This is a genomic window from Rhodovulum bhavnagarense (assembly GCF_004343505.1).
In the GTDB taxonomy this organism is placed as follows: Bacteria; Pseudomonadota; Alphaproteobacteria; order Rhodobacterales; family Rhodobacteraceae; genus Rhodovulum; species Rhodovulum bhavnagarense.
The window spans coordinates 18,340-40,582 of sequence record NZ_SLXU01000019.1 but is presented as its reverse complement, the minus strand read 5'-3'; the positions used below and the strand labels follow the sequence as shown (position 1 = coordinate 40,582).

General features: G+C 65.5%; 22 protein-coding genes and 1 pseudogene. 21 read left to right on the top strand and 2 right to left on the bottom strand.

Annotation, left to right across the window (positions count from 1 at the left end; all coding sequences use genetic code 11):
* Positions 1 to 97 precede the first annotated feature (97 nt).
* Entirely contained in the window at positions 98 to 1,447 is a 1,350-nt protein-coding gene (gene glmU, locus EV663_RS14055; protein WP_132952952.1) for a bifunctional UDP-N-acetylglucosamine diphosphorylase/glucosamine-1-phosphate N-acetyltransferase GlmU, read from the bottom strand.
* Positions 1,448 to 1,575: 128 nt separating this feature from the next.
* Between glmU and EV663_RS14050 the strand changes: the two genes are divergently transcribed.
* Together EV663_RS14050 and EV663_RS14045 are read left to right on the top strand one after the other, a co-directional pair.
* Positions 1,576 to 2,256: an HAD-IA family hydrolase gene (locus EV663_RS14050; protein ID WP_132952950.1), complete on the top strand. Its 681-nt coding sequence runs from the start codon at positions 1,576 to 1,578 to the stop codon at positions 2,254 to 2,256.
* Positions 2,253 to 3,440: a DegT/DnrJ/EryC1/StrS family aminotransferase gene (locus EV663_RS14045; RefSeq protein WP_132952948.1), complete on the top strand. Its 1,188-nt coding sequence runs from the start codon at positions 2,253 to 2,255 to the stop codon at positions 3,438 to 3,440. The genes EV663_RS14050 and EV663_RS14045 overlap by 4 nt, the downstream gene beginning before the upstream one ends.
* A gap of 94 nt (positions 3,441 to 3,534) precedes the next feature.
* Here EV663_RS14045 and EV663_RS14040 read toward each other — a convergent pair whose 3' ends face one another.
* A complete protein-coding gene (locus EV663_RS14040; RefSeq protein WP_132952946.1) occupies positions 3,535 to 3,993 on the bottom strand; it encodes a CreA family protein in 459 nt (152 codons plus the stop codon).
* 129 nt (positions 3,994 to 4,122) lie between these two features.
* On the opposite strand from EV663_RS14040, the gene EV663_RS14035 reads away from it, so the two are divergent.
* The 19 genes and pseudogenes from EV663_RS14035 to EV663_RS13940 all read left to right on the top strand — a co-directional run bounded on the left by EV663_RS14035 (position 4,123) and on the right by EV663_RS13940 (position 22,233).
* Positions 4,123 to 5,286 carry an isovaleryl-CoA dehydrogenase gene (locus tag EV663_RS14035; RefSeq protein WP_132952944.1) on the top strand — a complete coding sequence of 388 codons (1,164 nt, stop codon included), beginning with the start codon at positions 4,123 to 4,125 and terminating at the stop codon, positions 5,284 to 5,286.
* A 36-nt stretch (positions 5,287 to 5,322) separates the two neighbouring features.
* On the top strand, positions 5,323 to 5,838 hold the full coding sequence (locus tag EV663_RS14030) for a lysozyme inhibitor LprI family protein (protein WP_132952942.1): 516 nt from the start codon (positions 5,323 to 5,325) through the stop codon (positions 5,836 to 5,838).
* A 113-nt stretch (positions 5,839 to 5,951) separates the two neighbouring features.
* The gene (locus EV663_RS14025; protein ID WP_132952940.1) at positions 5,952 to 7,556 is read left to right on the top strand and encodes a carboxyl transferase domain-containing protein; all 1,605 of its coding nucleotides are present in this window, start codon (positions 5,952 to 5,954) and stop codon (positions 7,554 to 7,556) included.
* A gap of 81 nt (positions 7,557 to 7,637) precedes the next feature.
* The gene (locus EV663_RS14020) at positions 7,638 to 9,593 is read left to right on the top strand and encodes an acetyl/propionyl/methylcrotonyl-CoA carboxylase subunit alpha (protein WP_132952938.1); all 1,956 of its coding nucleotides are present in this window, start codon (positions 7,638 to 7,640) and stop codon (positions 9,591 to 9,593) included.
* Positions 9,590 to 10,249, top strand: coding sequence for a glutathione S-transferase family protein (locus EV663_RS14015; RefSeq protein WP_132952936.1), 660 nt, complete (start codon positions 9,590 to 9,592; stop codon positions 10,247 to 10,249). The genes EV663_RS14020 and EV663_RS14015 overlap by 4 nt, the downstream gene beginning before the upstream one ends.
* Positions 10,242 to 11,093: a hydroxymethylglutaryl-CoA lyase gene (locus EV663_RS14010; protein WP_132952934.1), complete on the top strand. Its 852-nt coding sequence runs from the start codon at positions 10,242 to 10,244 to the stop codon at positions 11,091 to 11,093. The genes EV663_RS14015 and EV663_RS14010 overlap by 8 nt, the downstream gene beginning before the upstream one ends.
* Before the next feature lie 40 nt (positions 11,094 to 11,133).
* Positions 11,134 to 11,928, top strand: a complete 795-nt coding sequence (locus tag EV663_RS14005; protein ID WP_132952932.1) for a crotonase/enoyl-CoA hydratase family protein — start codon at positions 11,134 to 11,136, stop codon at positions 11,926 to 11,928.
* A gap of 266 nt (positions 11,929 to 12,194) precedes the next feature.
* Positions 12,195 to 12,560 (top strand): NADH-quinone oxidoreductase subunit A, encoded by a 366-nt coding sequence (locus EV663_RS14000; protein ID WP_132952930.1) that lies wholly within the window; start codon positions 12,195 to 12,197, stop codon positions 12,558 to 12,560.
* The gene (locus EV663_RS13995) at positions 12,551 to 13,084 is read left to right on the top strand and encodes a NuoB/complex I 20 kDa subunit family protein (RefSeq protein WP_207904438.1); all 534 of its coding nucleotides are present in this window, start codon (positions 12,551 to 12,553) and stop codon (positions 13,082 to 13,084) included. The genes EV663_RS14000 and EV663_RS13995 overlap by 10 nt, the downstream gene beginning before the upstream one ends.
* Before the next feature lie 3 nt (positions 13,085 to 13,087).
* Positions 13,088 to 13,699, top strand: a complete 612-nt coding sequence (locus EV663_RS13990; RefSeq protein ID WP_132952927.1) for an NADH-quinone oxidoreductase subunit C — start codon at positions 13,088 to 13,090, stop codon at positions 13,697 to 13,699.
* Between the two features lie 5 nt (positions 13,700 to 13,704).
* Positions 13,705 to 14,577 carry a sulfotransferase family protein gene (locus tag EV663_RS13985; RefSeq protein ID WP_132952925.1) on the top strand — a complete coding sequence of 291 codons (873 nt, stop codon included), beginning with the start codon at positions 13,705 to 13,707 and terminating at the stop codon, positions 14,575 to 14,577.
* A gap of 4 nt (positions 14,578 to 14,581) precedes the next feature.
* Positions 14,582 to 15,793, top strand: coding sequence for an NADH-quinone oxidoreductase subunit D (locus tag EV663_RS13980; RefSeq protein WP_132952956.1), 1,212 nt, complete (start codon positions 14,582 to 14,584; stop codon positions 15,791 to 15,793).
* A gap of 232 nt (positions 15,794 to 16,025) precedes the next feature.
* Positions 16,026 to 16,322, top strand: coding sequence for a hypothetical protein (locus tag EV663_RS13975; RefSeq protein ID WP_132952923.1), 297 nt, complete (start codon positions 16,026 to 16,028; stop codon positions 16,320 to 16,322).
* A pseudogene (gene nuoE / locus EV663_RS13970) lies at positions 16,322 to 17,023 on the top strand (NADH-quinone oxidoreductase subunit NuoE); the annotation flags it as partial. The gene EV663_RS13975 and the pseudogene nuoE, both read left to right, overlap by 1 nt.
* Positions 17,024 to 17,117: 94 nt before the next feature.
* Entirely contained in the window at positions 17,118 to 17,825 is a 708-nt protein-coding gene (locus EV663_RS16015; protein WP_341799041.1) for a hypothetical protein, read from the top strand.
* A 181-nt stretch (positions 17,826 to 18,006) separates the two neighbouring features.
* Complete coding sequence (gene nuoF, locus EV663_RS13955) at positions 18,007 to 19,302, top strand: NADH-quinone oxidoreductase subunit NuoF (RefSeq protein WP_132952917.1); 1,296 nt, start codon at positions 18,007 to 18,009, stop codon at positions 19,300 to 19,302.
* A 3-nt stretch (positions 19,303 to 19,305) separates the two neighbouring features.
* Positions 19,306 to 19,737, top strand: a complete 432-nt coding sequence (locus tag EV663_RS13950; RefSeq protein ID WP_132952915.1) for a DUF5333 domain-containing protein — start codon at positions 19,306 to 19,308, stop codon at positions 19,735 to 19,737.
* 39 nt (positions 19,738 to 19,776) lie between these two features.
* Positions 19,777 to 21,786, top strand: a complete 2,010-nt coding sequence (nuoG, locus tag EV663_RS13945; protein WP_132952913.1) for an NADH-quinone oxidoreductase subunit NuoG — start codon at positions 19,777 to 19,779, stop codon at positions 21,784 to 21,786.
* 57 nt (positions 21,787 to 21,843) lie between these two features.
* Positions 21,844 to 22,233 carry a hypothetical protein gene (locus EV663_RS13940; RefSeq protein ID WP_425057146.1) on the top strand — a complete coding sequence of 130 codons (390 nt, stop codon included), beginning with the start codon at positions 21,844 to 21,846 and terminating at the stop codon, positions 22,231 to 22,233.
* Positions 22,234 to 22,243 lie beyond the last annotated feature (10 nt).

Below are 22,243 nucleotides of genomic sequence, written 5' to 3'. Positions count from 1 at the left end.
CGCTGTCATAGCCGCGGTATTCCAGTCGCGCCAACGCCTGAACCAGAAGGGGCGAGGCCTCGTGATCCCCAAGAACGCCAACGATCCCGCACATGGGCTATCCCTCCTCCCGGCCGGATTTCAGCGCCCGCAGACGGTCCATCATCCTCGTCGCCAGGCCGGGCTTGTTCTGCTGGCGCGCGCGGCCCACGGCCAGCGCGCCCTCGGGCACGTCGCCGGTGATGACCGAGCCGCTGGCCGTCATCGCGCCCGCGCCCACCCGGACGGGTGCGACCAGCATCGTGTCCGATCCGATAAAGGCGTCGTCTCCGATCTCGGTGCGGTGCTTGAACACCCCGTCGTAATTGCAGGTCACCGTCCCCGCGCCGATATTGGCCCGTGCCCCGATGTTGGCATCGCCGATATATGTCAGGTGGTTGATCTTGGCGCCCTCGGCCACCTGCGCATTCTTGATCTCGACGAAATTGCCCACGCGCACATCCTCGGCCAGTTCCGCGCCGTGGCGCAGGCGGGCATAGGGACCGACCACGGCGCCGCGGCTGACGTGACATCCCTCCAGGTGCGAAAAGGCACGGATCAAAGCTCCTGATTCCACCGTCACGCCGGGTCCGAAAACCACGTTGGGCTCTATCACCGCGTCGCGGCCGATCACCGTGTCATGGGCAAAGAACACGGTCTGGGGCGCTACCAGCGTCACGCCGCCGGCCAGCGCCTCGGCGCGCGCGCGCGCTTGGAATGCCGCCTCGGCCCGCGCCAGGTCCTCGCGCGCGTTCACGCCCAGGGTTTCGGCCTCTTCACAGGTGACCACGCCCGCCGACAACCCCCGCGCGCGGGCCAGTGCCACGATGTCGGTGAGGTAATATTCCCGCGCGGCATTGTCGTTGCCAACCTCGGCGACCAGCTCGAACAACTGCTCGGCCCCGGCCGCGATCACGCCGGAATTGCATAGCCCGATGGCGCGCTCTGCCTCGCTGGCGTCCTTGTATTCCACGATCCGCTCCAGCGTGCCGCCCTGCATCACCAGGCGGCCATAACGCCCCGGATCGGCCGGCTCGAACCCCAGCACGACCACCGCGTGATCCTTGCGCGCCGCCGCCATGGCATCCAGTGTCTCGGGACGAATGAATGGCGTGTCGCCATACAGCACGATCGCATCCCCCCCGAACCCGGCCAGCGCCGGCGCGGCCTGCGCCACGGCATGTGCGGTACCCAGCTGCTCGGTCTGCTCGACCACGTCGACATCGGGATCGATCTCCAGCGCCGCGGCGCGCACCACCCCGGCCTGGTGCCCGGCCACCACGACCATGCGCACCGCCCCCGTCGCCCGACCCAGCCCCATCGCGTGGGCCAAAAGCGGGGCATGGCCCACCTCGTGCAACACTTTCGCGCGGTCCGATTGCATCCGCGTGCCCTGGCCCGCGGCCAGGATGATCAGGGCTGTCGACATGGGCTCTGCTCTTTCCTTTTTGTCCCGTCCCTTTTATCGCGGGTTTGCCAGTTCGCAACCGGGGTCCTTGTCACTTGGCGTTTCGTCCTGTTTCAGGTTCGGCGGACCCACGCATCGGAAAGGACAGCATGCGCACGGTCATCTTCGATCTCGACGGCACGCTCGCCGATACCAGCCACGACCTGATCGGCGCGGCCAATGCCTGTTTCCAGGCGTTGGGCCAAGGGGCGCCGCTTGACCCCGCGATCGATGCCGGCACCGCCTTTCAGGGCGGTCGCGCCATGCTCCGCCTCGGCTTCGAGAGGCTGGCCCACCCGGCGGTCGAGGACGCGGTGACTGCGCAGTTCCCCCTGTTTCTCGATCATTATGCGGCCGGTATCGATCGCCATACCCGGCTATATCCCGGCGCGATCGATGCGGTGGAGCGTTTGCGCGGGGCAGGCTATGCGGTGGGTATCTGCACCAACAAGCCAGAGGGCCTGGCCGAAACGCTGATGCGGCGGCTGGGGGTGCGCGATCTGTTCGGCTCGCTGATCGGGGCCGACACCCTGCCCGTGCGCAAGCCCGATCCCGCACCCTATCGCGCGGCGGTTGAACGGGCGGGGGGCGCGGTGGGAATGTCGATGCTGATCGGCGATACCGTAACCGATCGCGAAACCGCGCGTGCGGCGGGGGTGCCTTGCGTTCTTGTCGGTTTCGGTCCGGCGGCCGCGAGTGTGGCGGGGCTGGCGCCCGAGGCAGTACTGGGGCGCTACGATGACCTTTTCGAGCTTGCCGAACGGCTCATCCCGCGCGGGGCCTCGGCATGACAGACCGCTTTACAGGCAGCTTCACCCAGCAGGAACCGATCCCCGAGGACGCGATCGCCGCGGCGGTCGAAGTGATGCGGCATGGGCGGCTGCATCGCTACAACACCGCGCCGGGCGAGATTTCCGAAACCGCGCGGCTCGAAGCGGAGTTCGCGGCCTTTACCGGCGCGCGCTATTGCCTCGCGGTGGCCTCGGGCGGCTATGCGCTGGCCTGCGCGCTGCGCTGCCTGGGCGTGGCACCGGGCGACCCTGTTCTGACAAATGCCTTTACCCTGGCCCCTGTGCCCGGCGCGATTGCGAGCCTGGGGGCGCATCCGGTTTTCGTCGAGGTGACCGAGACGCTGGTGATCGATCTCGACCACCTTGCCACGCAGATCGCCGCGAGCGGTGCGCGCGTGCTGCTCTTGTCGCATATGCGCGGGCATATCTGCGACATGGACCGGCTGATGATGCTTTGCGATGCGGCCGGCGTGCGGGTGATCGAGGATTGCGCGCATACGATGGGGGCATCCTGGGGGGGCGTGCCCTCGGGGCGGCACGGGGTGTTGGGCTGCTACTCGACCCAGACCTACAAGCATCTCAACTCCGGCGAGGGCGGGCTGATCGTGGGCGATGATGCCGACCTGATGGCCCGCGCGGTGCTGCTGTCGGGCTCATACATGCTGTATGATCGTCACGATGCCGCGCCACCGGCCACGGCATTCGAGGGGCTGCGGCTGGACGTCCCCAACGTATCTGGGCGCATGGACAATCTGCGCGCCGCGATCCTGCGGGTGCAATTGCGCGCGTTGCCGGACCGGGTTGCCCGCTGGACCCGCCTCTATGCCGCCATGGAACGGGGCCTGCACGGCACGCCTGGCCTGCGCCTGATCGGTAGCCCCCCGCAAGCGACCCATGTCGGCTCTTCCTTCCAGTTCCTGCTGCCCGGCTGGGAGGGCGCGCGGATCCAGACCCTGCTGGGCGCATGCGCCGCGCGGGGGGTAGAGTTGAAATGGTTCGGCGCCGCGCGGCCTTCGGGATTCACCTCGCGCTACGACCATTGGCACTACGCCGATCCCGCGCCCCTGCCGCGCACCGACAGGGTGCTGGCGGAACTTCTGGACATGCGTCTTCCGCTGACATTCACCCCTCAAGATTGCGCGCAGATCGCCCGCATAATCCGTGACGAGGTCCAGCGCGCCTGAGCGTTGTTTCTTCTTGGCGGAAATACCCTGGGGGTCCGGGGGTGAAACCCCCGGCGGCGCGATCTGCGTCGCCGGCACCGGGCCGGTTGCATGCCTACTGCGCGCCCGCCTGGTAAAGCGGAACAGTGGAAATCGCCATCTTGGCCGATCCCTCCGTCAATTCGCGTGCATGGGCGATGTAGATCAATGTCCGGTTCGGCGCGTCATAGATCCGCTTCACCCTCAGGCTCTTGAACACGATTGAACGGCGCTCGCGAAAGACCTCTTCCCCGTCCGGGCTGCGGTCGATATCGCCGATCTCGATCGGTCCCGTCTGACGGCAGGCGATCGAGGCGTTCGAGGGGTCCTCGAACCAGTTGCCCTGGCTCATCCGATCGAGGAAAGAGCGTTCGAAATAGGCCAGATGGCAGGTTACGCCCGCAACCTCGGGGTCGGAGACCGACTCGATGATGATGTCGTTTCCTGTCCAGTCCACGCCGATGCGTCCGACCTCTTCGGCCGGGCTGGCAAGGGGCAGGGTGATCAGGCTGACGGCCAGGATCAGGCGTTTCATCGAACCTCCTTTTGCTATGCCGCCCAAGCCTATCCACCTCGCAGCCCGGATGCGAGCATGATTGACGTGGGAAAGCGTCGCTGATAAAAAATGAACAAGCGTTCAATAAGCGCAGGGGAGGAGCCCGACATGTTCACCGCTACCATGGAATTCGACCTCGACGAGGATACCGCAGCGCTGCGCGAGATGGTGCATCGCTGGGCGCAGGAACGGGTGCGCCCGATGGCCGCCCAGATCGACAAGACCAACGATTTTCCCGCCGAGCTGTGGCGCGAGATGGGCGAGCTGGGCCTTCTGGGCATCACCGTGCCCGAGGAATACGGCGGCGCGGGCATGTCCTACCTCGCCCACACCATCGCCATCGAGGAAATCGCCCGCGCCTCGGCCAGCGTTTCGCTGTCCTACGGCGCGCATTCCAATCTGTGCGTCAACCAGATCAAGCTGAACGGCACCGACGCCCAGAAACGCAAGTATCTTCCCGGCCTGATCTCCGGCGACCATGTCGGCGCCTTGGCCATGTCCGAGGCGGGCGCCGGGTCCGACGTCGTGTCGATGAAGCTGCGCGCCGAGAAGAAGAACGGCTATTACACGCTGAACGGCACGAAATACTGGATCACCAACGGCCCCGACGCCGACACGCTGGTGGTCTATGCCAAGACCGACCCGGAGGCGGGGCCCAAGGGCATCACCGCCTTCATCATCGAGAAATCCATGAAGGGGTTTTCCACCTCTCCGCATTTCGACAAGCTCGGGATGCGTGGCTCCAACACCGGAGAGCTGATCTTCGACGACGTGGAAGTCCCCTTCGAGAACGTCCTTGGCGAGGAGGGCAAGGGCGTTCGGGTGCTGATGTCCGGCCTCGACTACGAACGCGTGGTCCTGGCCGGCATCGGCACCGGAATCATGGCCGCCTGCCTGGACGAGATCATGCCCTACATGCGCGACCGCAAGCAGTTCGGCGAAAGCATCGGGAATTTCCAGCTGATGCAGGGCAAGATCGCGGACATGTACACCGCGATGAACAGCGCGCGGGCCTATGTCTATGCGGTTGCACGCTCTTGTGATCGCGGCGCGGTGACGCGGCAGGACGCCGCCGCCTGCGTGCTTTACGCCTCCGAAGAGGCGATGAAACAGGCCCACCAGGCCGTGCAAGCCATGGGCGGGGCTGGATTTTTGGCCGATTCAGCGGTCAGCCGCCTGTTCCGCGACGCCAAGCTGATGGAGATCGGCGCCGGCACATCCGAGATCCGGCGCATGCTGGTGGGGCGTGAACTCATGAAGGCGATGGGGTAAAGGTGACTTATACAGTCAACTTTTTGAGGTGATCCCATGCGACTCCCCCTGATCCTTGCCGCCTGCCTGGCCGCAGCCCCCGCCGCCGCCCAGGAGGTCAAGTTCTCGCCCGACGCGACGCTCGACTGCATGGAAAAACAGCGCCTGCCCGGGGCCGATGACACCTGCATCGGCGAATCCGCGCGGGTCTGTTTCCAGCGCATGAAGAACCCCAGCAATTCCGATATCGCCGCCTGCATGGGCAAGGAATCCGAATACTGGAAGGGCCGTCTGGACACCGCCTATGGCCGCATGGTCGAACTGGCCAAGGTGGCCGATGCCGAGTTCGAAAAGACCGCCAAATCGAAGGACATCCCCTTCAGCCTGGTGGAGGATCTGGCGATCCAGCAGGAGAAATGGGGCGACTGGCGCGAAATCCGGTGTGCGGTCGAAGCGATGATGCGCCGCGGCACGCCCTACACGATGACGGCCGCCGCCAGTTGCACGATGAAACGGATGGGCGAACAGGCGCTCTTCATGGAAAGCGCCGTGACCTACATGGAAACCAAGTAAGCCTGCCCGCGCGCGGCCCCGGGGGAGGGGGCTGCGCCGCGCGGGCGCACAGGGAGGAGCAGGAAGATGGGAATGGCACGCGCAACGGCCCTCGGCCAGAGGAGGGGCGGGCAATGAAGTTACAGTCGAACGCGGTTACGGGCTCCGAGACGTTCCAGGCCAACCGCGCTGCCCATCTCGACGCGCTGCGCGTGGTCCAAGACGCTGCCGCGCTGGCCGCCGCGGGCGGCGGGGCCAAGGCGCGCGATCGCCACCTTTCGCGCGGAAAGATGCTGCCGCGTGACCGGGTGGCCAACCTGCTCGATCCCGGCGCACCCTTCCTCGAAATCGGCGCTACGGCGGCCCATGGTCTTTATGACGGTGCTGCCCCCTGCGCGGGCGTGATCGCCGGGATCGGGCGCGTCCACGGGCAAGAGGTCATGGTGGTCTGCAACGACGCCACCGTGAAGGGCGGCACCTACTACCCGATGACGGTCAGGAAACACCTCCGCGCGCAGGAGATCGCGGAAGAGTGCCATCTGCCCTGCGTCTACCTGGTCGATTCCGGTGGCGCCAACCTGCCCAACCAGGACGAGGTGTTCCCCGATCGCGACCATTTCGGCCGCATCTTCTACAACCAGGCGCGGATGTCGGCTGCGGGCATCCCCCAGATCGCCGTGGTGATGGGCTCCTGCACCGCGGGCGGCGCCTATGTGCCCGCGATGTCGGATGTCACCATCATCGTGCGCGAGCAGGGCACGATCTTCCTCGCCGGCCCGCCGCTGGTTAAGGCTGCCACCGGCGAGGTCGTCACCGCCGAGGACCTGGGCGGTGGCGATGTCCACACACGCCTGTCGGGCGTGGCCGACTACCTGGCCGAGGACGACGCCCATGCGCTGGCACTCGCCCGCCGCGCGGTCAGCCATCTGAACCGCGACAGGCCCGCGACGGTCCGCTGGGAAAGCCCCGAGGACCCGGCCTACGACCCCGAGGAATTGCTGGGCGTGGTGCCCGCCGACCTGCGCACCCCCTACGACATCCGCGAGGTGATCGCGCGGCTCGTCGACGGCTCGCGCTTCGACGAGTTCAAGCCGCGCTTCGGCGAGACTCTGGTCACGGGTTTCGCCTATGTCGAGGGCTGCCCGGTGGGCATCGTCGCCAACAATGGCGTGCTGTTCTCCGAAGCCGCCCAGAAGGGCGCCCATTTCATCGAGCTTTGCAGCCAGCGCGGCACGCCGCTGGTCTTCCTGCAGAACATCACCGGCTTCATGGTCGGGCGGAAATACGAAAACGAGGGCATCGCGCGCCACGGCGCCAAGATGGTCACCGCCGTGGCCACCACGTCGGTGCCCAAGATCACGATGATCGTTGGCGGCAGTTTCGGGGCGGGCAATTACGGCATGGCCGGCCGCGCCTACCAGCCGCGCTTCCTCTGGACCTGGCCGAACAGCCGGATCTCGGTGATGGGCGGCGAACAGGCCGCGGGCGTACTGGCCACCGTGAAACGCGATGCCATCGAACGCGCCGGCGAAAGCTGGAGCGCCGAGGACGAGGCCGCCTTCAAGCGCCCCACCGTCGAGATGTTCGAAACCCAAAGCCACCCGCTCTACGCCTCGGCCCGGCTGTGGGACGACGGCATCATCGACCCGCGCAAATCGCGCCAGGTCCTTGCCCTGTCGCTGTCCGCCGCGCTCAACGCCCCGATCCCCGAAACCCGTTTCGGGGTCTTCCGTATGTAAGGGCCGCCCCTTCTTCTGGCCCGAAATATCCCGGGGGGTGCGGGGGGCTGGCCCCCCGCGTCCTCCGCCAAGAGGTTGCCGATGTTTCAAAAGATCCTGATCGCCAACCGCGGGGAAATCGCGGTCCGCATCATCGACACCGCCCGCGCCATGGGCGTGTCCACCGTCGCCGTCTATTCCGAGGCCGATGCGGACGCCGCCCATGTGGCCGCCGCCGACGAGGCCGTCCCGATCGGGGCCGCCCCGCCGCGCGAAAGCTATCTCTGCGGCGACCGGATCATCGCGGCGGCCCGCGCCACGGGGGCGCAGGCGATCCACCCGGGCTACGGCTTCCTGTCGGAAAACCCCGATTTCGTCGCCGCGGTCGAGGCGGCCGGCCTGATCTTCATCGGCCCCTCGGCCGAGGCGATCCGCGCGATGGGGCTGAAGGACGCCGCCAAGGCGCTGATGGAACAGGCGGGCGTGCCCGTCGTGCCGGGCTATCACGGCGACAACCAGGATGACGACCATCTCGCCGGCGCGGCCGAGGCCATCGGCTATCCGGTGCTGATCAAGGCCGTGGCGGGCGGCGGCGGCAAGGGGATGCGCAAGGTGGCCGGGGCCGCGGACTTTCCCGCGGCACTCCAGGCCGCGCGGTCCGAGGCGCGCAACGCCTTCGGCAACGACGCCGTCCTGATCGAGAAATACGTCGAACAGCCACGCCATATCGAGGTGCAGGTCTTCGGCGACGGGCAGGACGCCGTGCATCTCTACGAACGGGACTGTTCGCTGCAGCGCCGCCACCAGAAGGTGATCGAAGAGGCCCCCGCGCCGGGCATGACGCCCGAGATGCGCGCCGCCATGGGCGAGGCCGCGGTGCGCGCGGCCCGTGCCATCGGCTATCGCGGCGCCGGCACGGTGGAATTCATCGTGGACGGCTCGGACGGGCTGCGCCCCGACCGCTTCTGGTTCATGGAGATGAACACGCGGCTGCAGGTGGAGCATCCCGTGACCGAGGCCGTGACCGGGCTCGACCTGGTCGAATGGCAGCTTCGCATCGCCGCCGGCGAGGGGCTGCCGCTGGCGCAGGAGGCGATCCCGCTGACCGGCCATGCCTTCGAGGCGCGGCTCTACGCCGAGGACGTGGCCGCCGGGTTCCTGCCCGCCACCGGCACGCTTGCGCATCTGGCCTTTCCGCCCGGTATCCGCGCCGATACCGGCGTGCGCACGGGCGACACGATCAGCCCGTTCTACGACCCGATGATCGCCAAGATCGTCGTCGCCGGCGCCACCCGCGGTGTGGCGCTGAACCGGCTGGCCCGGGCGCTGGAGGAAACGCGCGTGGCGGGTACGGTGACCAACCTGGGCTTTCTGGGGCGGCTCGCCCGGCATCCTGGTTTTGCGATCGGGGATGTCGATACCGGGTTGATCGCACGCGACCTGGCGGAACTGGCCGATGGCGTGCCCGAACCTGCCCTCTTGCGGGCCGTCGTGGCCAGCGCGGCGCTGGTTGCGGCGGGGCTGTCAGGTGCGGCACTTGAGGGTTTTGCACTTTGGCAACCGCTAAGCCGCGACCTGGTGCTGGCATGTGAAGGAGAACAGTTCTGCGTGCAGTTGCGATTGCACGGGCCAGATCGTGCGACTCTGGTTCTGGAGGGGGGCGAGGTCCATGCCATCCGTCATCCCGAGGGCTGGATCGTCGATGGGCACCGGCCCTTGCCGGTGGTCAAGGCAGGCGGCGCGATCTACGTATTTGCCGGCGCGGGCGGCACCTTCGGGTTGGTGCCGGTTGACCCGCTGGCGCGCGCCACGGCCGAGGGCTTGGGCGGTGACGGGATCGAGGCGCCGATGCCCGGGCTGGTCAAGGTCGTGTACGTGGCTGCCGGTGTGGGGGTGACAGCGGGCCAACCGCTTGTCATCCTCGAAGCGATGAAGATGGAACACACGCTGACCGCGCCGCGCGACGGCATCGTGGCAGAACTGTTCGTGGCCGAGGGTGACCAGGTCGAGGCAGGGGCGCCGCTGATTCGTCTCGAAACGGAGGAAGACATCGCATGATCCGGCTGCATCATTGCCCACAGGCGCGGTCGTTTCGAACGCTTTGGCTGCTGCATGAAATGGGGCTGGAGTTCGAACTCGTCCACCGCTCCTTTTTCGACAAGTCCTTGCGAAGCCCCGAATACCTGGCGTTGTCGCCCGCGGGCCGCGTGCCTGCGCTGGAAATCGACGGGCGGGTTCTGTTCGAGTCGGGCGCAATCACGGAATACCTGGTCGAGACCCGGCCCGATTGCGGGCTGGGCCGGTTTCCCGGCGATGCCGAGCGCGCCGACTGGCTGGAATGGCTGCATTTCGCGGAAACCATCGGCCAGCATATCGCGGTGCTGACCCAGCAGCATATCGTGCTGCGCGAGGACTGGATGCGCAGCCCGACCGTGATGCGGCTAGAGGCCAAGCGGCTGGAAAAGGCACTGGAAGTTGTCGACCGCGCACTCGAGGGGCGCGACTGGCTGCTGCCCTCGGGTTTCTCTGCGGTCGATACCAACCTGGGCTATGGCGTGATGATCGCGCGCCGCTTCGTGCCGGCCGACCTGCTGCCCGGCGTGGACGCCTATTACCGGCGTCTGGCCGAGCGGCCCGCTTTCCAGCGGGCGCTGGCCGAGGATGGCAGGGCCGAGATCTACACGCGCGACTTCTACGAGGCGCCGGATGAGTGAGCGTGTCGAGATCTTCGAGGTCGGTCCCCGCGACGGGCTGCAAAACGAGAAGCGGCCGATCCCCACGGCGGAAAAGATCGCGCTGGTCGACACGCTGTCGCGGGCGGGGTTTGCCCGGATCGAGGTGGCGAGCTTTGTCAGCCCCAAATGGGTGCCGCAGATGGCCGACGGGGCCGAGGTGCTGGCGGGGATCGCCCGCGCGCCGGGCGTGCGTTATGCCGCGCTGACGCCGAACCTCAGGGGCTATGAGCGCGCCAGGGCCGCGGGGGCCGACGAGGTCGCGATTTTCGGCGCGGCGTCGGAAGGATTCAGCCGGGCCAATATAAATGCCACCATCGCCGAGAGCCTTGCCCGGTTCGAAGATGTGGCTGCGGCCGCACGCGCCGACGGCATACCGATGCGCGGCTATGTCTCTTGCGTGACCGATTGTCCTTATGAAGGCAAGATTGCACCCGGTCAGGTGGCCGAGGTGGCAGAGAAACTCTGGGGGCTGGGCTGCTACGAGATCAGCCTTGGTGATACGATCGGACAAGGCACCCCTGAAACCGTCAGCGCGATGCTCGCGGCGGTGTCCCAGGTCGTGCCGGTGGACAAGCTTGCCGGGCATTTCCATGACACGGCGGGCCGGGCGCTGGATAATATCGAGGCCGCGCTGGCCGTTGGCCTGCGGGTGTTCGACGCGGCGGTCGGAGGGCTTGGCGGGTGCCCTTATGCAAAGGGGGCCACGGGCAACGTGGCGACGGAAGCAGTGGTCGAACGGCTGACGAAGCTGGGCCATGACACTGGCCTGAACAGCGCGGTCCTGAATGAAGCGGCGGCCTTGGCCCGTGCGATGCGGGGCTGAGAACGTCTCTGGTCTGCCACGACAAATATGGAGAGGCGAAATGCGGGAAGAACTTGGGGTCGAGATCGACGCGCGCGGCGTGGCGCGGGTTACGTTGAACCGGGTGGACAAGCATAACGCGCTGTCCGAAAGCCTGATCGGCGCGCTGCATCTCGTGGCTGACAGGCTGGGTGCGGACCCGCAGGTGCGTGTCATCGTGCTGACTGGCAACGGGGCCAGTTTCTGCGCGGGGGGCGATCTGGGCTGGATGCGTGCCCAGATGGAGGCCGATGGCGCCACCCGTGCCGCTGCCGCGCGTCGGCTGGCCGGTATGCTGGGCGCACTGAATACCATTGCAAAACCGTTGATCGCGCGGGTCCAGGGGCAAGCATTCGGGGGCGGTGTCGGGCTGATTTCGGTTTGTGACGTGGCCATCGGAGTGAATACCGCCCGCTTTGGTCTTACCGAAACGCGGCTTGGGTTGATTCCGGCCACCATCGGGCCCTATGTCGTCGCCCGCATCGGCGAAGCGGCCGCGCGGCGCGTGTTCCTCTCGGGGCGGCGCTTTGATGCTGGCGAAGCAGTGAACATGGGTCTTTTGGCCCGCGCAGTTCCCGAGCCAGAGCTCGATGCCGCGATCGAGGCCGAGATCGCGCCTTTCCTGGCCAGTGCGCCCGGCGCGATCACGCGGGCCAAGGCGCAGTTGCGCCGCCTGGGCCCCGTCATCGATGAGGCTGTCATCGAGGACAGCATCGACCGTCTTGTTGCCTGTTGGGAAGATCCCGAGGCGGTGGAGGGAATCGCCGCCTTTTTCGAACGCCGCGCACCGCGCTGGCAGGGGGGCGGCGGGCTGTGATCGTGCTGCGTGGCGGTGGCGACACGGACGAATCCGTTCACGAAAACGCGATACTGTGATGTATCTTTGATAATTCGCGCCGATGCGGCAATCGGGCGCTTTTTCAATGCGCACGACTGTATACATTTCCGTAACGCCGCGATAACAGATGGGGCGGAACACGCCGGGCGGGTTTGTTGACCTGTGGAGGACAGGGAGATTAACCTCACGACGGGAAACCAACGCGCAGGATTCAACAATGCGCGGCAGAGTGGAGGACAGAGCCCGTGGAAGAGCTCTTGAAGGACTATCTGCCCATCGCCGTTTTCTTCGGCATGGTTGTCGGCCTGGGCCTGATCCTGATGCTGTCGGCAATGATCGTGGCGATCCGCAATCCCGACCCGGAAAAGCTGTCGGCCTATGAATGCGGGTTCAACGCGTTCGACGACGCGCGGATGACCTTCGACGTGCGTTTCTACTTGGTGGCGATCCTGTTCATCATCTTCGACCTCGAAATCGCCTTTCTGTTCCCCTGGGCTGTATCGTTCGGCACCGTCGGACTGGTCGGGTTCTGGTCGATGATGGTTTTCCTTGCGGTTCTGACCATCGGTTTCGCCTATGAATGGAAGAAGGGGGCGCTGGAATGGGAATGATGACGGGCGCCAACACCGCCGGGGGCGATGCCGAACATGCCACTCGGGCGCTGAATGCCGAATTGCAGGACAAGGGGTTCCTTGTCACGTCGACGGCGGACATCATCAACTGGGCGCGCACCGGGTCGCTGCACTGGATGACCTTTGGCCTTGCGTGCTGTGCGGTCGAGATGATGCATACCTCGATGCCGCGTTACGACCTCGAACGTTTTGGCACCGCGCCGCGCGCATCCCCCCGCCAGTCTGACCTGATGATCGTGGCCGGCACGCTGACCAACAAGATGGCGCCGGCGCTGCGCAAGGTTTATGACCAGATGCCCGAGCCGCGCTATGTGATCTCGATGGGGTCCTGCGCCAATGGCGGGGGCTATTACCACTATTCTTATTCCGTGGTGCGCGGATGCGACCGGATCGTGCCGGTCGATGTCTATGTGCCCGGCTGTCCGCCGACCGCAGAGGCGCTTCTTTACGGCATTTTGCAACTGCAACGCCGGATTCGCCGCACCGGGACCATCGTGAGGTAAGCCATGAACGCGGCCCTGAAAGAACTCGGCACCCACATAGAGCTAAAGCGCCCCGATAGCGTCTTGGCCTGGGATGTCGTCCATGACGAGTTGAACGTGGACGTGGCCCCGGCCGCTATCGCGGGTTTCGCCGAGTTCCTGCGCGCGGACCCGACATGCCGGTTTTCCAGCCTCGTGGATATCACAGCGGTCGACTACCCCCAGCGCGAGGCGCGCTTTGACGTGGTTTATCACTTTCTGTCGATGTACCAGAATCAGCGTATCCGCCTCCGCTGTGCGGTGCGCGAGGGCGACATGATCCCGTCTATCGTCACCGTTCACCCCTCGGCCAACTGGTTCGAGCGCGAGGTGTTCGACATGTTCGGCATCATCTTTTCGGGGCACCCGGACCTGCGTCGCATCCTGACCGATTACGGGTTTCGCGGGCATCCCTTGCGCAAGGATTTTCCGACCACCGGCTATACCGAGGTGCGCTATGACGAGGCGCAGAAGCGCGTTGTTTACGAACCCGTCAAACTCGTTCAGGACTATCGCCAGTTCGATTTCATGAGCCCTTGGGAGGGCGCCGATTACATCCTGCCCGGCGATGACAAGGCCCCCGGGGCAAAGGGTTAGGAGCGATGACCGAGGCGACACTTCTCTTCGGCGTGGGGGCGACGAAGGCCGGCACAAGCTGGCTTCACACCTATCTTGACCGGCATCCGCAATGCCATCTGCGCGCGATCAAGGAAATGCACTATTTCGACATGCTTGACGCCGGAAAACTGGAAAGATCCCGCGCCGAGTTGCAGGAAACACGCAATTCCCTTGCCGCACGCCCGATGCCGGACGATCCCGCGCAGGTCGCGTTGCGGCGACGGCGGCTGGCCGACATGGATGATTGGATCGACGCACTGGGTCGCGGGAACGATGCTGCTTACCTCGCCTATCTGGATGCGGGTCGAGGGGCGGCGCGCCTTATTGCCGACATAACACCGGCCTATGGTTTGCTCTCGGTGGGGCGCCTGAAACAGATGGCCGCCATGGCGTCAGATGTCCGGTTTGTCTATCTTTTGCGTGACCCGGTCGAACGACTGTGGAGTCACGTGCGCATGATCGCCCGGCGCCGTGCCGCGCCCGGCGAGGATATCGCCCCGCGCGCGGGGCGTATTCTGAACCGTGTCCTGCGCGGTGAGGAAACCCATATCACGGAACGGGGGGATTACCGCGCGGTGCTTGGTCGGCTCTGGGCGGCGGTGGAGCCGTCACGCCTTTTGCTGGTGTTCCACGAAGAGCTGTTCTCGGATGCGGGTGTCGAGAGACTGTGCCGGTTTCTGGGGCTGGAGCCGCAGCCTGCGCCGCTGGGCGAGCGGATACATGCGGGCGTGCCAGTCCCGATGAGTGCTGCGCAGCGCGCCGCTGCGGCGGATTTCCTGGCGCCGCAATACGATTTCGTCGCCACGCGTCTGGGGCGGATTCCGCCGCAATGGGCGGCGCATCGGGTGGGGGTGTGAGATGATGGACGGATCGGGCTTTAACGACGCGCGCACGGATGAACAGCGCATCCGCAACTTCAACATCAATTTCGGCCCTCAACACCCTGCAGCGCATGGCGTTTTGCGGCTTGTGCTGGAGTTGGACGGGGAAATCGTCGAACGCGCCGACCCGCATATCGGCCTGCTGCATCGCGGGACCGAAAAGTTGATGGAAAGCCGCACCTACCTGCAGAACCTGCCCTATTTCGACCGGCTCGATTACGTGGCGCCGATGAACCAGGAACATGCCTGGTGCCTTGCCATCGAAAAGCTGACCGGGGTGGAGGTGCCGCGCCGGGCGCAGTTGATCCGGGTTTTGTATTCGGAAATCGGTCGGGTGCTGAACCACCTGTTGAACGTGACGACGCAGGCCATGGACGTCGGCGCATTGACGCCGCCGCTGTGGGGGTTCGAAGAGCGTGAAAAGCTCATGGTCTTCTATGAGCGCGCCTGCGGCGCGCGCATGCATGCGGCCTATTTCCGGCCTGGTGGCGTTCACCAGGATCTGCCGCCGGCCCTTGTCGAGGATATCGACCAATGGGCGCTGGAGTTTCCGCAGGTTCTTGACGATATCGACGGGCTGTTGACCGAGAACCGGATCTTCAAGCAGCGCAATGCCGATATCGGTATCGTGACCGAAGAGGACATCCTGCAATGGGGGTTCTCAGGGGTGATGGTGCGCGGCTCTGGTCTTGCCTGGGATTTGCGGCGCGCTCAGCCCTATGAATGCTATGATGAGTTCGACTTCCAGATCCCCGTGGGCAAGAATGGCGATTGCTATGACCGCTATCTCGTCCGCATGGAAGAGATGCGCCAGTCCACGCATATCATCCGTCAGGCCTGTGAAAAGCTGCGTCACGAAAAAGGTGACGTGCTGGCCCGCGGCAAGATCACCCCGCCCAAGCGGGGCGAAATGAAGACCTCGATGGAGGCACTCATCCATCACTTCAAACTCTACACCGAGGGTTTTCACGTGCCGGCCGGCGAGGTCTATGCCGCGGTCGAGGCGCCAAAGGGCGAATTCGGCGTCTACCTTGTCGCCGATGGCAGCAACAAGCCATACCGCGCCAAGCTGCGCGCACCCGGTTTCCTGCACTTGCAGGCGATGGATTACATGACCCGGGGCCACCAGTTGGCCGACGTTGCCGCGATCATCGGGACGATGGACGTCGTGTTCGGGGAGATCGACCGATGACCGCACATGCACGAATATCGGACAGCAACGACGCCGGGGCTGGGACCGGCGCGTCGGCGGTGTATGCGCGCCGTCGACAGGGGATCGTGCGAGGTAGGCTCGTGTTATCCCGAGGGGGCATATGTAACGCCTGTGGCTGGCATTCCGCCCGCCGCCGGCCGAGCCGCGCCAAGGGGGCAGGCGCCTGCATCAACGGGGGCCGGACGGTCCCCAACTTCAAGGAGTTGAACCCATGAAGACCCTCAAGACCCTTTCGGCCGCGATGCTTGTCGCGATTTTGGCGCCTGCCGCGGGCCTGGCGCAGGACAGCGCGGTGAGCCCCGAGCAGATGCAGCAGCTTCGCGATGCAATGGTATCGGCCGGCTGCGTGGTGGCCAGCGAAACCACCGCAGGTAGCGTCGAAAACACCACCGGCTTTGCGCCGGAACTTCTTGCCGAGATCGTCGAGGCGCTGCGCGCCACCGGCGAAATCATCGATTACGGAACCGAAGGCGGTATCCAGTTGACTTCAGGACCCTGCGCGAACTGATGCTGAGACGACTCCACCCCGAACAGCCCGAGAGCTTTGCCTTTACCCCGGCCAACCAGGCCTGGGCGGAGGGTCAGATATCCAAGTATCCCGAGGGCCGTCAGGCCAGCGCGATCATCCCGCTATTGTGGCGTGCCCAAGAGCAGGAAGGATGGTTGACCCGCCCCGCGATCGAGCATGTCGCCGACATGCTGGGGATGGCGTATATCCGGGCGCTCGAGGTGGCGACATTCTACTTCATGTTCCAGCTTGCCCCGGTCGGGGTGGTTGCCCATGTCCAGGTGTGCGGCACGACCTCTTGCCTGATTTGCGGCGCCGAAGACCTGATCGGGGTGTGCCGCGACAAGATTGCCGCCCAACCCTTCACCCTGTCGCCGGATCGCAAGTTCAGCTGGGAAGAGGTCGAATGCCTGGGCGCCTGTTCCAACGCGCCGATGGTCCAGATTGGCAAGGATTTCTATGAAGATCTGACCGCCGAGCGGTTGGGCTGGATTCTTGATGAACTGGCGGCGGGGCGTGTCCCTGCGCCCGGTCCCCAGAACGGACGCTTTTCATGCGAACCGCTGGGTGACCCGACCAGCCTGACGGGGACGCCGGGCGACAGGATGGAACATAATGCGTCTGTCGATCTAGCCTTGCGCCTGGGCGATAGCGTGAAACGGATCGATGGCACCGAAGTGCCCCTTTTGACGCCCTGGCGGCGTTAGGGGGCTGCGGCGGAGAGGGTCAAGACAGAAGCCGACGGAATCGTTACAAGTGACAGTGGACGAACAACCGTCGTAGCGGAGAGAACCAATGAACATCAAACGCAGTGAAGCACGGATCAAATGCGCCATTTTCTGGGTGCTGATGGCTGCGGTCGTCGCGGTGGTGGCCGCGATCGCCGCCAAGCTTGTCGGCCTCTGGACCTGGGGCGCGTTCATCACGGGCGCCGGCGCGTTTTTCGTCACGGCAATCGTGACGATGAACAGCTTTTGCAGGACCGACGAAGAACTGGCCGCCATCAAGGCCGAGCGCGACGCCGATGCCGCCGCTCGCAAGCCGTACAAGGATGCTAATGCCGCGATCGAGATCGTGACGGCCACCAAGCCCGGCGCCGGCCAGCCCAAGGTGGCCCCGACCGTCGGCAAAACCGCCCCCAAGGTGGCCGCAGCCCCCGCACCGAAACCCGCACCGGCCCCCGAGCCGAAACCCGCCCCGGCCCCGGCACCCGCCGTAGCCGAGATCGGCAAGCGCCCCGCGGCGCTGTCGGGTCCGCGTGCGGGCGGGGCGGATGACCTCAAACGGATCAAGGGGGTCGGCCCGAAGCTTGAAAAGCTGTGCAACGCGCTTGGCTTTTATCACTATGACCAGATCGCCAAGTGGACCGCGGACGAGGTTGCCTGGGTTGACGAGAACCTTGAGGGTTTCAAGGGCCGTGTCAGCCGTGACGACTGGGTTGCGCAGGCCCGGATTCTTGCCCAGGGCGGCGAGACGGAATTCTCGCGGAAATACGAGGAGTAATCTCGCGGGATGACGGTTGGGGGCGGTCCGGGCCAACGTGTCCGGGGCGCCTCCCCACCGCGGCAGGGCAGGGGCTTGCCCGTAAGGGGGCCGGGAAAACCGGGCCGACGAGAAAGGCGCCGCAAGCGGCGCAAAAGATGACAACCGGCGGGTCGCAGGACCGGCACAAGGGGGCGTTTGCATGCTGACCGATCAGGACCGCATCTTTACCAATCTCTACGGAATGCATGACCGCACGCTTTCCAGCGCGTGCGCCCGTGGTCATTGGGACGGCACGGCCCGGATCATCGCCAATGGCCGCGACTGGATCATCGACGAGATGAAAAAGTCGGGTCTGCGCGGCCGCGGCGGGGCGGGATTCCCCACTGGTCTTAAATGGTCCTTCATGCCGAAGGAAAGTGACGGTAGGCCGCACTACCTGGTGATAAACGCCGATGAATCGGAACCGGGCACCTGCAAGGACCGCGAGATCATGCGCCATGATCCGCATACCCTGATCGAAGGGGCGCTGATCGCGGGCTTTGCGATGGGGGCGCATGCCAGCTACATCTACATCCGGGGCGAATTCATCCGCGAGCGCGAGGCGCTGCAAGTCGCCATCGACGAGGCCTATGACGCCGGGCTTTTGGGACGAAATGCGGCCGGATCGGGCTGGGATTTCGATCTTTACCTCCATCACGGCGCGGGCGCCTATATCTGCGGCGAGGAAACCGCGCTGCTGGAAAGCCTGGAAGGCAAGAAGGGCATGCCGCGGATGAAGCCGCCCTTTCCGGCGATGGCGGGGCTTTACGGCTGTCCCACCACGGTCAACAACGTTGAATCAATTGCCGTGGTGCCTACCGTACTGCGTCGCGGTGGTGACTGGTTCGCCAGCTTTGGCCGCCCCAACAATGCCGGCACCAAGCTTTTCGCCATATCGGGCCATGTGAACACGCCTTGCGTGGTCGAGGAAAGCATGTCCATCGGCCTGCGCGAGTTGCTCGACCGCCATTGCGGGGGCGTGCGCGGCGGCTGGGACAATCTCAAGGCGGTGATTCCGGGCGGGTCGTCAGTGCCGCTGTTGCCGGCTGATGTCTGTGACGAGGCGATCATGGATTTCGACTGGCTGCGCGAACAGCAATCCGGTCTTGGCACCGCGGCGGTGATCGTGATGGACCAGTCCACCGACGTCATCAAGGCCATCTGGCGGTTGGCCAAGTTTTACAAGCACGAAAGCTGTGGCCAGTGCACGCCCTGCCGCGAGGGCACCGGCTGGATGATGCGGGTGATGGAACGGCTGGTGAAGGGCGAGGCCGAGATTGAAGAGATCGACATGTTGTTCGATGTCTCCAAACAGGTCGAGGGGCATACGATTTGTGCGCTTGGCGATGCGGCTGCCTGGCCGATCCAGGGGTTGATCCGCCATTTCCGCGACGAGATCGAGGATCGGATCAAGGCGACCAAGGCCGGCAGGGTCAGCGCAGTGGCAGCGGAATAAGGCATGGGCGGGGGCATTCGGCATATGGCGGGAATGGTGTTGGCCACCCTGATCGCGGTGGCCACGGCCACGGCCGCGACCGGCGCGCCGTTGCCGCCCCTGCGCGAAGATCCCCATGTCTGGAACTCGCTTTTCGCCGCCGCAGTGGGGGATGAGATCCGCAGGAATTGCCCCACGATATCGGCTAGGCTGTTTCGGGCGATACGGGCGATGGGCGCGCTGGAAAGCTATGCTCGCGACCAGGGCTACAGCGATGCGCAAATCGAGGCATTTCTCGATTCTGACGAGGAACGTGCGCTGATGCGGCGGGCCCGCGACGCCTATCTTGACAAGCACGGCGTGCGCAGTGGTGACGCCGAGAGTTATTGCAGGCTGGGGCGCGAGGAAATCGCGAGGAACACCCTCACCGGGTCCCTCCTGCGCGAGAGCAAGTAAACAAGGGCCGCCCGATCCGGCGGCAGGCAAGGGTAAGCGATGGCAGAGCTACGCAAGATCATCATCGACGGGCGCGAGATCGAGGTCGATCCGGCCATGACGCTGATCCAGGCCTGCGAAGAGGCGGGAATAGAGGTGCCGCGCTTTTGCTATCACGAGCGGCTGTCGATCGCGGGCAACTGCCGGATGTGCCTTGTCGAAATCGTCGGCGGCCCGCCGAAACCGGCGGCAAGCTGCGCAATGCAGGTCAAGGACCTGCGCCCCGGCCCCGAGGGCCAGCCGCCGGTGGTCAAGACCAACAGCCCGATGGTCAAGAAGGCCCGCGAGGGGGTGATGGAATTCCTGCTGATCAACCATCCGCTGGATTGCCCGATCTGCGACCAGGGCGGCGAATGCGATCTGCAGGACCAGGCGATGGCCTATGGCGTCGATTTCAGCCGCTACCGCGAGCCCAAGCGCGCCAACGAGGATCTGGATCTGGGCCCGCTGGTCGCCACCTGCATGACGCGCTGCATTTCCTGCACACGCTGCGTGCGGTTCACCACCGAGGTGGCGGGCATCACCCAGATGGGCCAGACCGGCAGGGGCGAGGATGCCGAGATCACCGCCTATCTTGGCGAAACTCTGGACAGCAACCTTCAGGGCAACATCATCGACCTCTGCCCGGTCGGCGCGCTGACCTCCAAACCCTATGCCTTCACTGCGCGGCCCTGGGAGCTGACCAAGACCGAGACCATCGACGTGATGGACGCGCTGGGCTCGAACATCCGGGTCGACACCAAGGGGCGTGAGGTGATGCGCATCCTGCCGCGCAACCATGACGGCGTGAACGAGGAGTGGATTTCCGACAAGACCCGCTTCGTGTGGGACGGTCTGCGCCGCCAACGGCTGGACCGGCCCTATATTCGTGAAAACGGCAAGCTGCGCCCAGCCAGCTGGGCCGAGGCGCTGACCGCCGCCGCCGCCGCGATGAAGGGCAAGCAGGTGGCCGGGGTGATCGGCGACCTGGTACCGGTCGAGGCGGCCTTTGCGCTTAAGGAGATGGTCGAGGGCTTGGGCGGTCAGGTGGAATGCCGTGTCGACGGCGCGCGCCTGCCCATCGGTAACCGGTCGGCCTATGTCGGCACCGCGGCGATCGAGGATATCGACGCGGCCCGCGCGATCTACCTGGTCGGAACCAACCCGCGTGCCGAGGCGCCGGTGCTGAACGCGCGCATCCGCAAGGCCTGGCTGCATGGTGCCACCGTGACCCGCATCGGCCCGGCAGCAGATCTGACCTATGAGGTAACCGAGGCCGGCACGGGGCGTGACGCGCTGGTAAGGTTGGCCGACAGCGCATCGCCCGTCGCGGACGCCCTGGTGATCGTGGGGCAAGGCGCGCTTTGCGAAGCCGATGGCGAGGCCGTTCTGGCGCAGGCGATGAAACTGGCAGACAAGCTGGGCGCCGGTTTCATGGTACTGCACACCGCTGCGGCGCGGGTTGGTGCGATGGATATCGGGGCCGTGACCGAAGGCGGGCTTGAGGCTGCGACCACGGGGGCAGAGGTGATTTTCAACCTCGGGGCCGACGAGATCGACATCGATGCGGGCCCCTTCGTGATCTACCAGGGCAGCCACGGCGACCGTGGGGCGCATCGCGCTGATATCATCCTGCCGGGCGCCGCCTATACCGAGGAGGGGGGGCTTTTCGTCAACACCGAGGGCAGGCCGCAACTGGCGTTGCGCGCGGGGTTCCCTCCGGGCGAGGCGAAAGAGAACTGGGCGATCCTGCGTGCGCTGTCGGGCCAGATGGGCGGGCCGCTGCCCTATGATGACCTCTCTGGTCTGCGCCGGCGCCTGGTCCGGCTGTTCCCGCATCTGGAAATGATCGACGAAATAGCCGAGGTCGACTGGCGGCCATTGCCCGAACGCAAACCCGCGAGCGCCGATTTCCGCCATGCAGTCAAGGATTTCTACCTGACAAACCCGATCACGCGGGCCTCAAGCCTGATGGCGGAACTGTCGGCCAATGCCCGCGCGCGGGCACAGGCTCCGGTGGCGGCGGAATAGGTGGCCGCGCAGCGGACATATCGTGCGTGGCTTGCCGGTCTGGCGCTTTTGAGCGGGATCACGGCCTGTGCGCCCGTCGAGGAGGGCGCATCGGTCAGTATCACCGCAGCGACCCGCGCCGACAATGTGCCCACGCCCGACTACCTGGGCGTGGATACGCGTCTTCTTGAGGGGGACCTGGTCCGATTTGTTGTCCAGATGCGTCGTCCCGGCCACCCCGATGCGCTGGACGATTACGCCCGTTGCGCGGCGGCGCAATATGCGCTGATCCGCGGTTACGGTTTTGCCCGCCATGTGCGTACACGACTGTCCAGGGGGCAGGGTGCGGATACCTGGCAGGCGGACGCGGTTTACACGATTTCACCGGCCCTGCCGCGCGGGGTACAGACGATAGATGCCGAGGTCGTCGTCGATAACTGCGCGGCGCAAGGGATACCGACGGTCTGAGGGACAAGGG

What these genes read in the sequence shown, in the direction of transcription:
- glmU (WP_132952952.1), bottom strand. Translation starts at nt 1,447, where the DNA reads ATGTCGACAGCCCTGATCATCCTGGCCGCGGGCCAGGGCACGCGGATG.
- EV663_RS14050 (WP_132952950.1), top strand. Translation starts at nt 1,576, where the DNA reads ATGCGCACGGTCATCTTCGATCTCGACGGCACGCTCGCCGATACCAGC.
- EV663_RS14045 (WP_132952948.1), top strand. Translation starts at nt 2,253, where the DNA reads ATGACAGACCGCTTTACAGGCAGCTTCACCCAGCAGGAACCGATCCCC.
- EV663_RS14040 (WP_132952946.1), bottom strand. Translation starts at nt 3,993, where the DNA reads ATGAAACGCCTGATCCTGGCCGTCAGCCTGATCACCCTGCCCCTTGCC.
- EV663_RS14035 (WP_132952944.1), top strand. Translation starts at nt 4,123, where the DNA reads ATGTTCACCGCTACCATGGAATTCGACCTCGACGAGGATACCGCAGCG.
- EV663_RS14030 (WP_132952942.1), top strand. Translation starts at nt 5,323, where the DNA reads ATGCGACTCCCCCTGATCCTTGCCGCCTGCCTGGCCGCAGCCCCCGCC.
- EV663_RS14025 (WP_132952940.1), top strand. Translation starts at nt 5,952, where the DNA reads ATGAAGTTACAGTCGAACGCGGTTACGGGCTCCGAGACGTTCCAGGCC.
- EV663_RS14020 (WP_132952938.1), top strand. Translation starts at nt 7,638, where the DNA reads ATGTTTCAAAAGATCCTGATCGCCAACCGCGGGGAAATCGCGGTCCGC.
- EV663_RS14015 (WP_132952936.1), top strand. Translation starts at nt 9,590, where the DNA reads ATGATCCGGCTGCATCATTGCCCACAGGCGCGGTCGTTTCGAACGCTT.
- EV663_RS14010 (WP_132952934.1), top strand. Translation starts at nt 10,242, where the DNA reads ATGAGTGAGCGTGTCGAGATCTTCGAGGTCGGTCCCCGCGACGGGCTG.
- EV663_RS14005 (WP_132952932.1), top strand. Translation starts at nt 11,134, where the DNA reads ATGCGGGAAGAACTTGGGGTCGAGATCGACGCGCGCGGCGTGGCGCGG.
- EV663_RS13995 (WP_207904438.1), top strand. Translation starts at nt 12,551, where the DNA reads ATGGGAATGATGACGGGCGCCAACACCGCCGGGGGCGATGCCGAACAT.
- EV663_RS13990 (WP_132952927.1), top strand. Translation starts at nt 13,088, where the DNA reads ATGAACGCGGCCCTGAAAGAACTCGGCACCCACATAGAGCTAAAGCGC.
- EV663_RS13985 (WP_132952925.1), top strand. Translation starts at nt 13,705, where the DNA reads ATGACCGAGGCGACACTTCTCTTCGGCGTGGGGGCGACGAAGGCCGGC.
- EV663_RS13980 (WP_132952956.1), top strand. Translation starts at nt 14,582, where the DNA reads ATGGACGGATCGGGCTTTAACGACGCGCGCACGGATGAACAGCGCATC.
- EV663_RS13975 (WP_132952923.1), top strand. Translation starts at nt 16,026, where the DNA reads ATGAAGACCCTCAAGACCCTTTCGGCCGCGATGCTTGTCGCGATTTTG.
- EV663_RS16015 (WP_341799041.1), top strand. Translation starts at nt 17,118, where the DNA reads ATGAACATCAAACGCAGTGAAGCACGGATCAAATGCGCCATTTTCTGG.
- nuoF (WP_132952917.1), top strand. Translation starts at nt 18,007, where the DNA reads ATGCTGACCGATCAGGACCGCATCTTTACCAATCTCTACGGAATGCAT.
- EV663_RS13950 (WP_132952915.1), top strand. Translation starts at nt 19,306, where the DNA reads ATGGGCGGGGGCATTCGGCATATGGCGGGAATGGTGTTGGCCACCCTG.
- nuoG (WP_132952913.1), top strand. Translation starts at nt 19,777, where the DNA reads ATGGCAGAGCTACGCAAGATCATCATCGACGGGCGCGAGATCGAGGTC.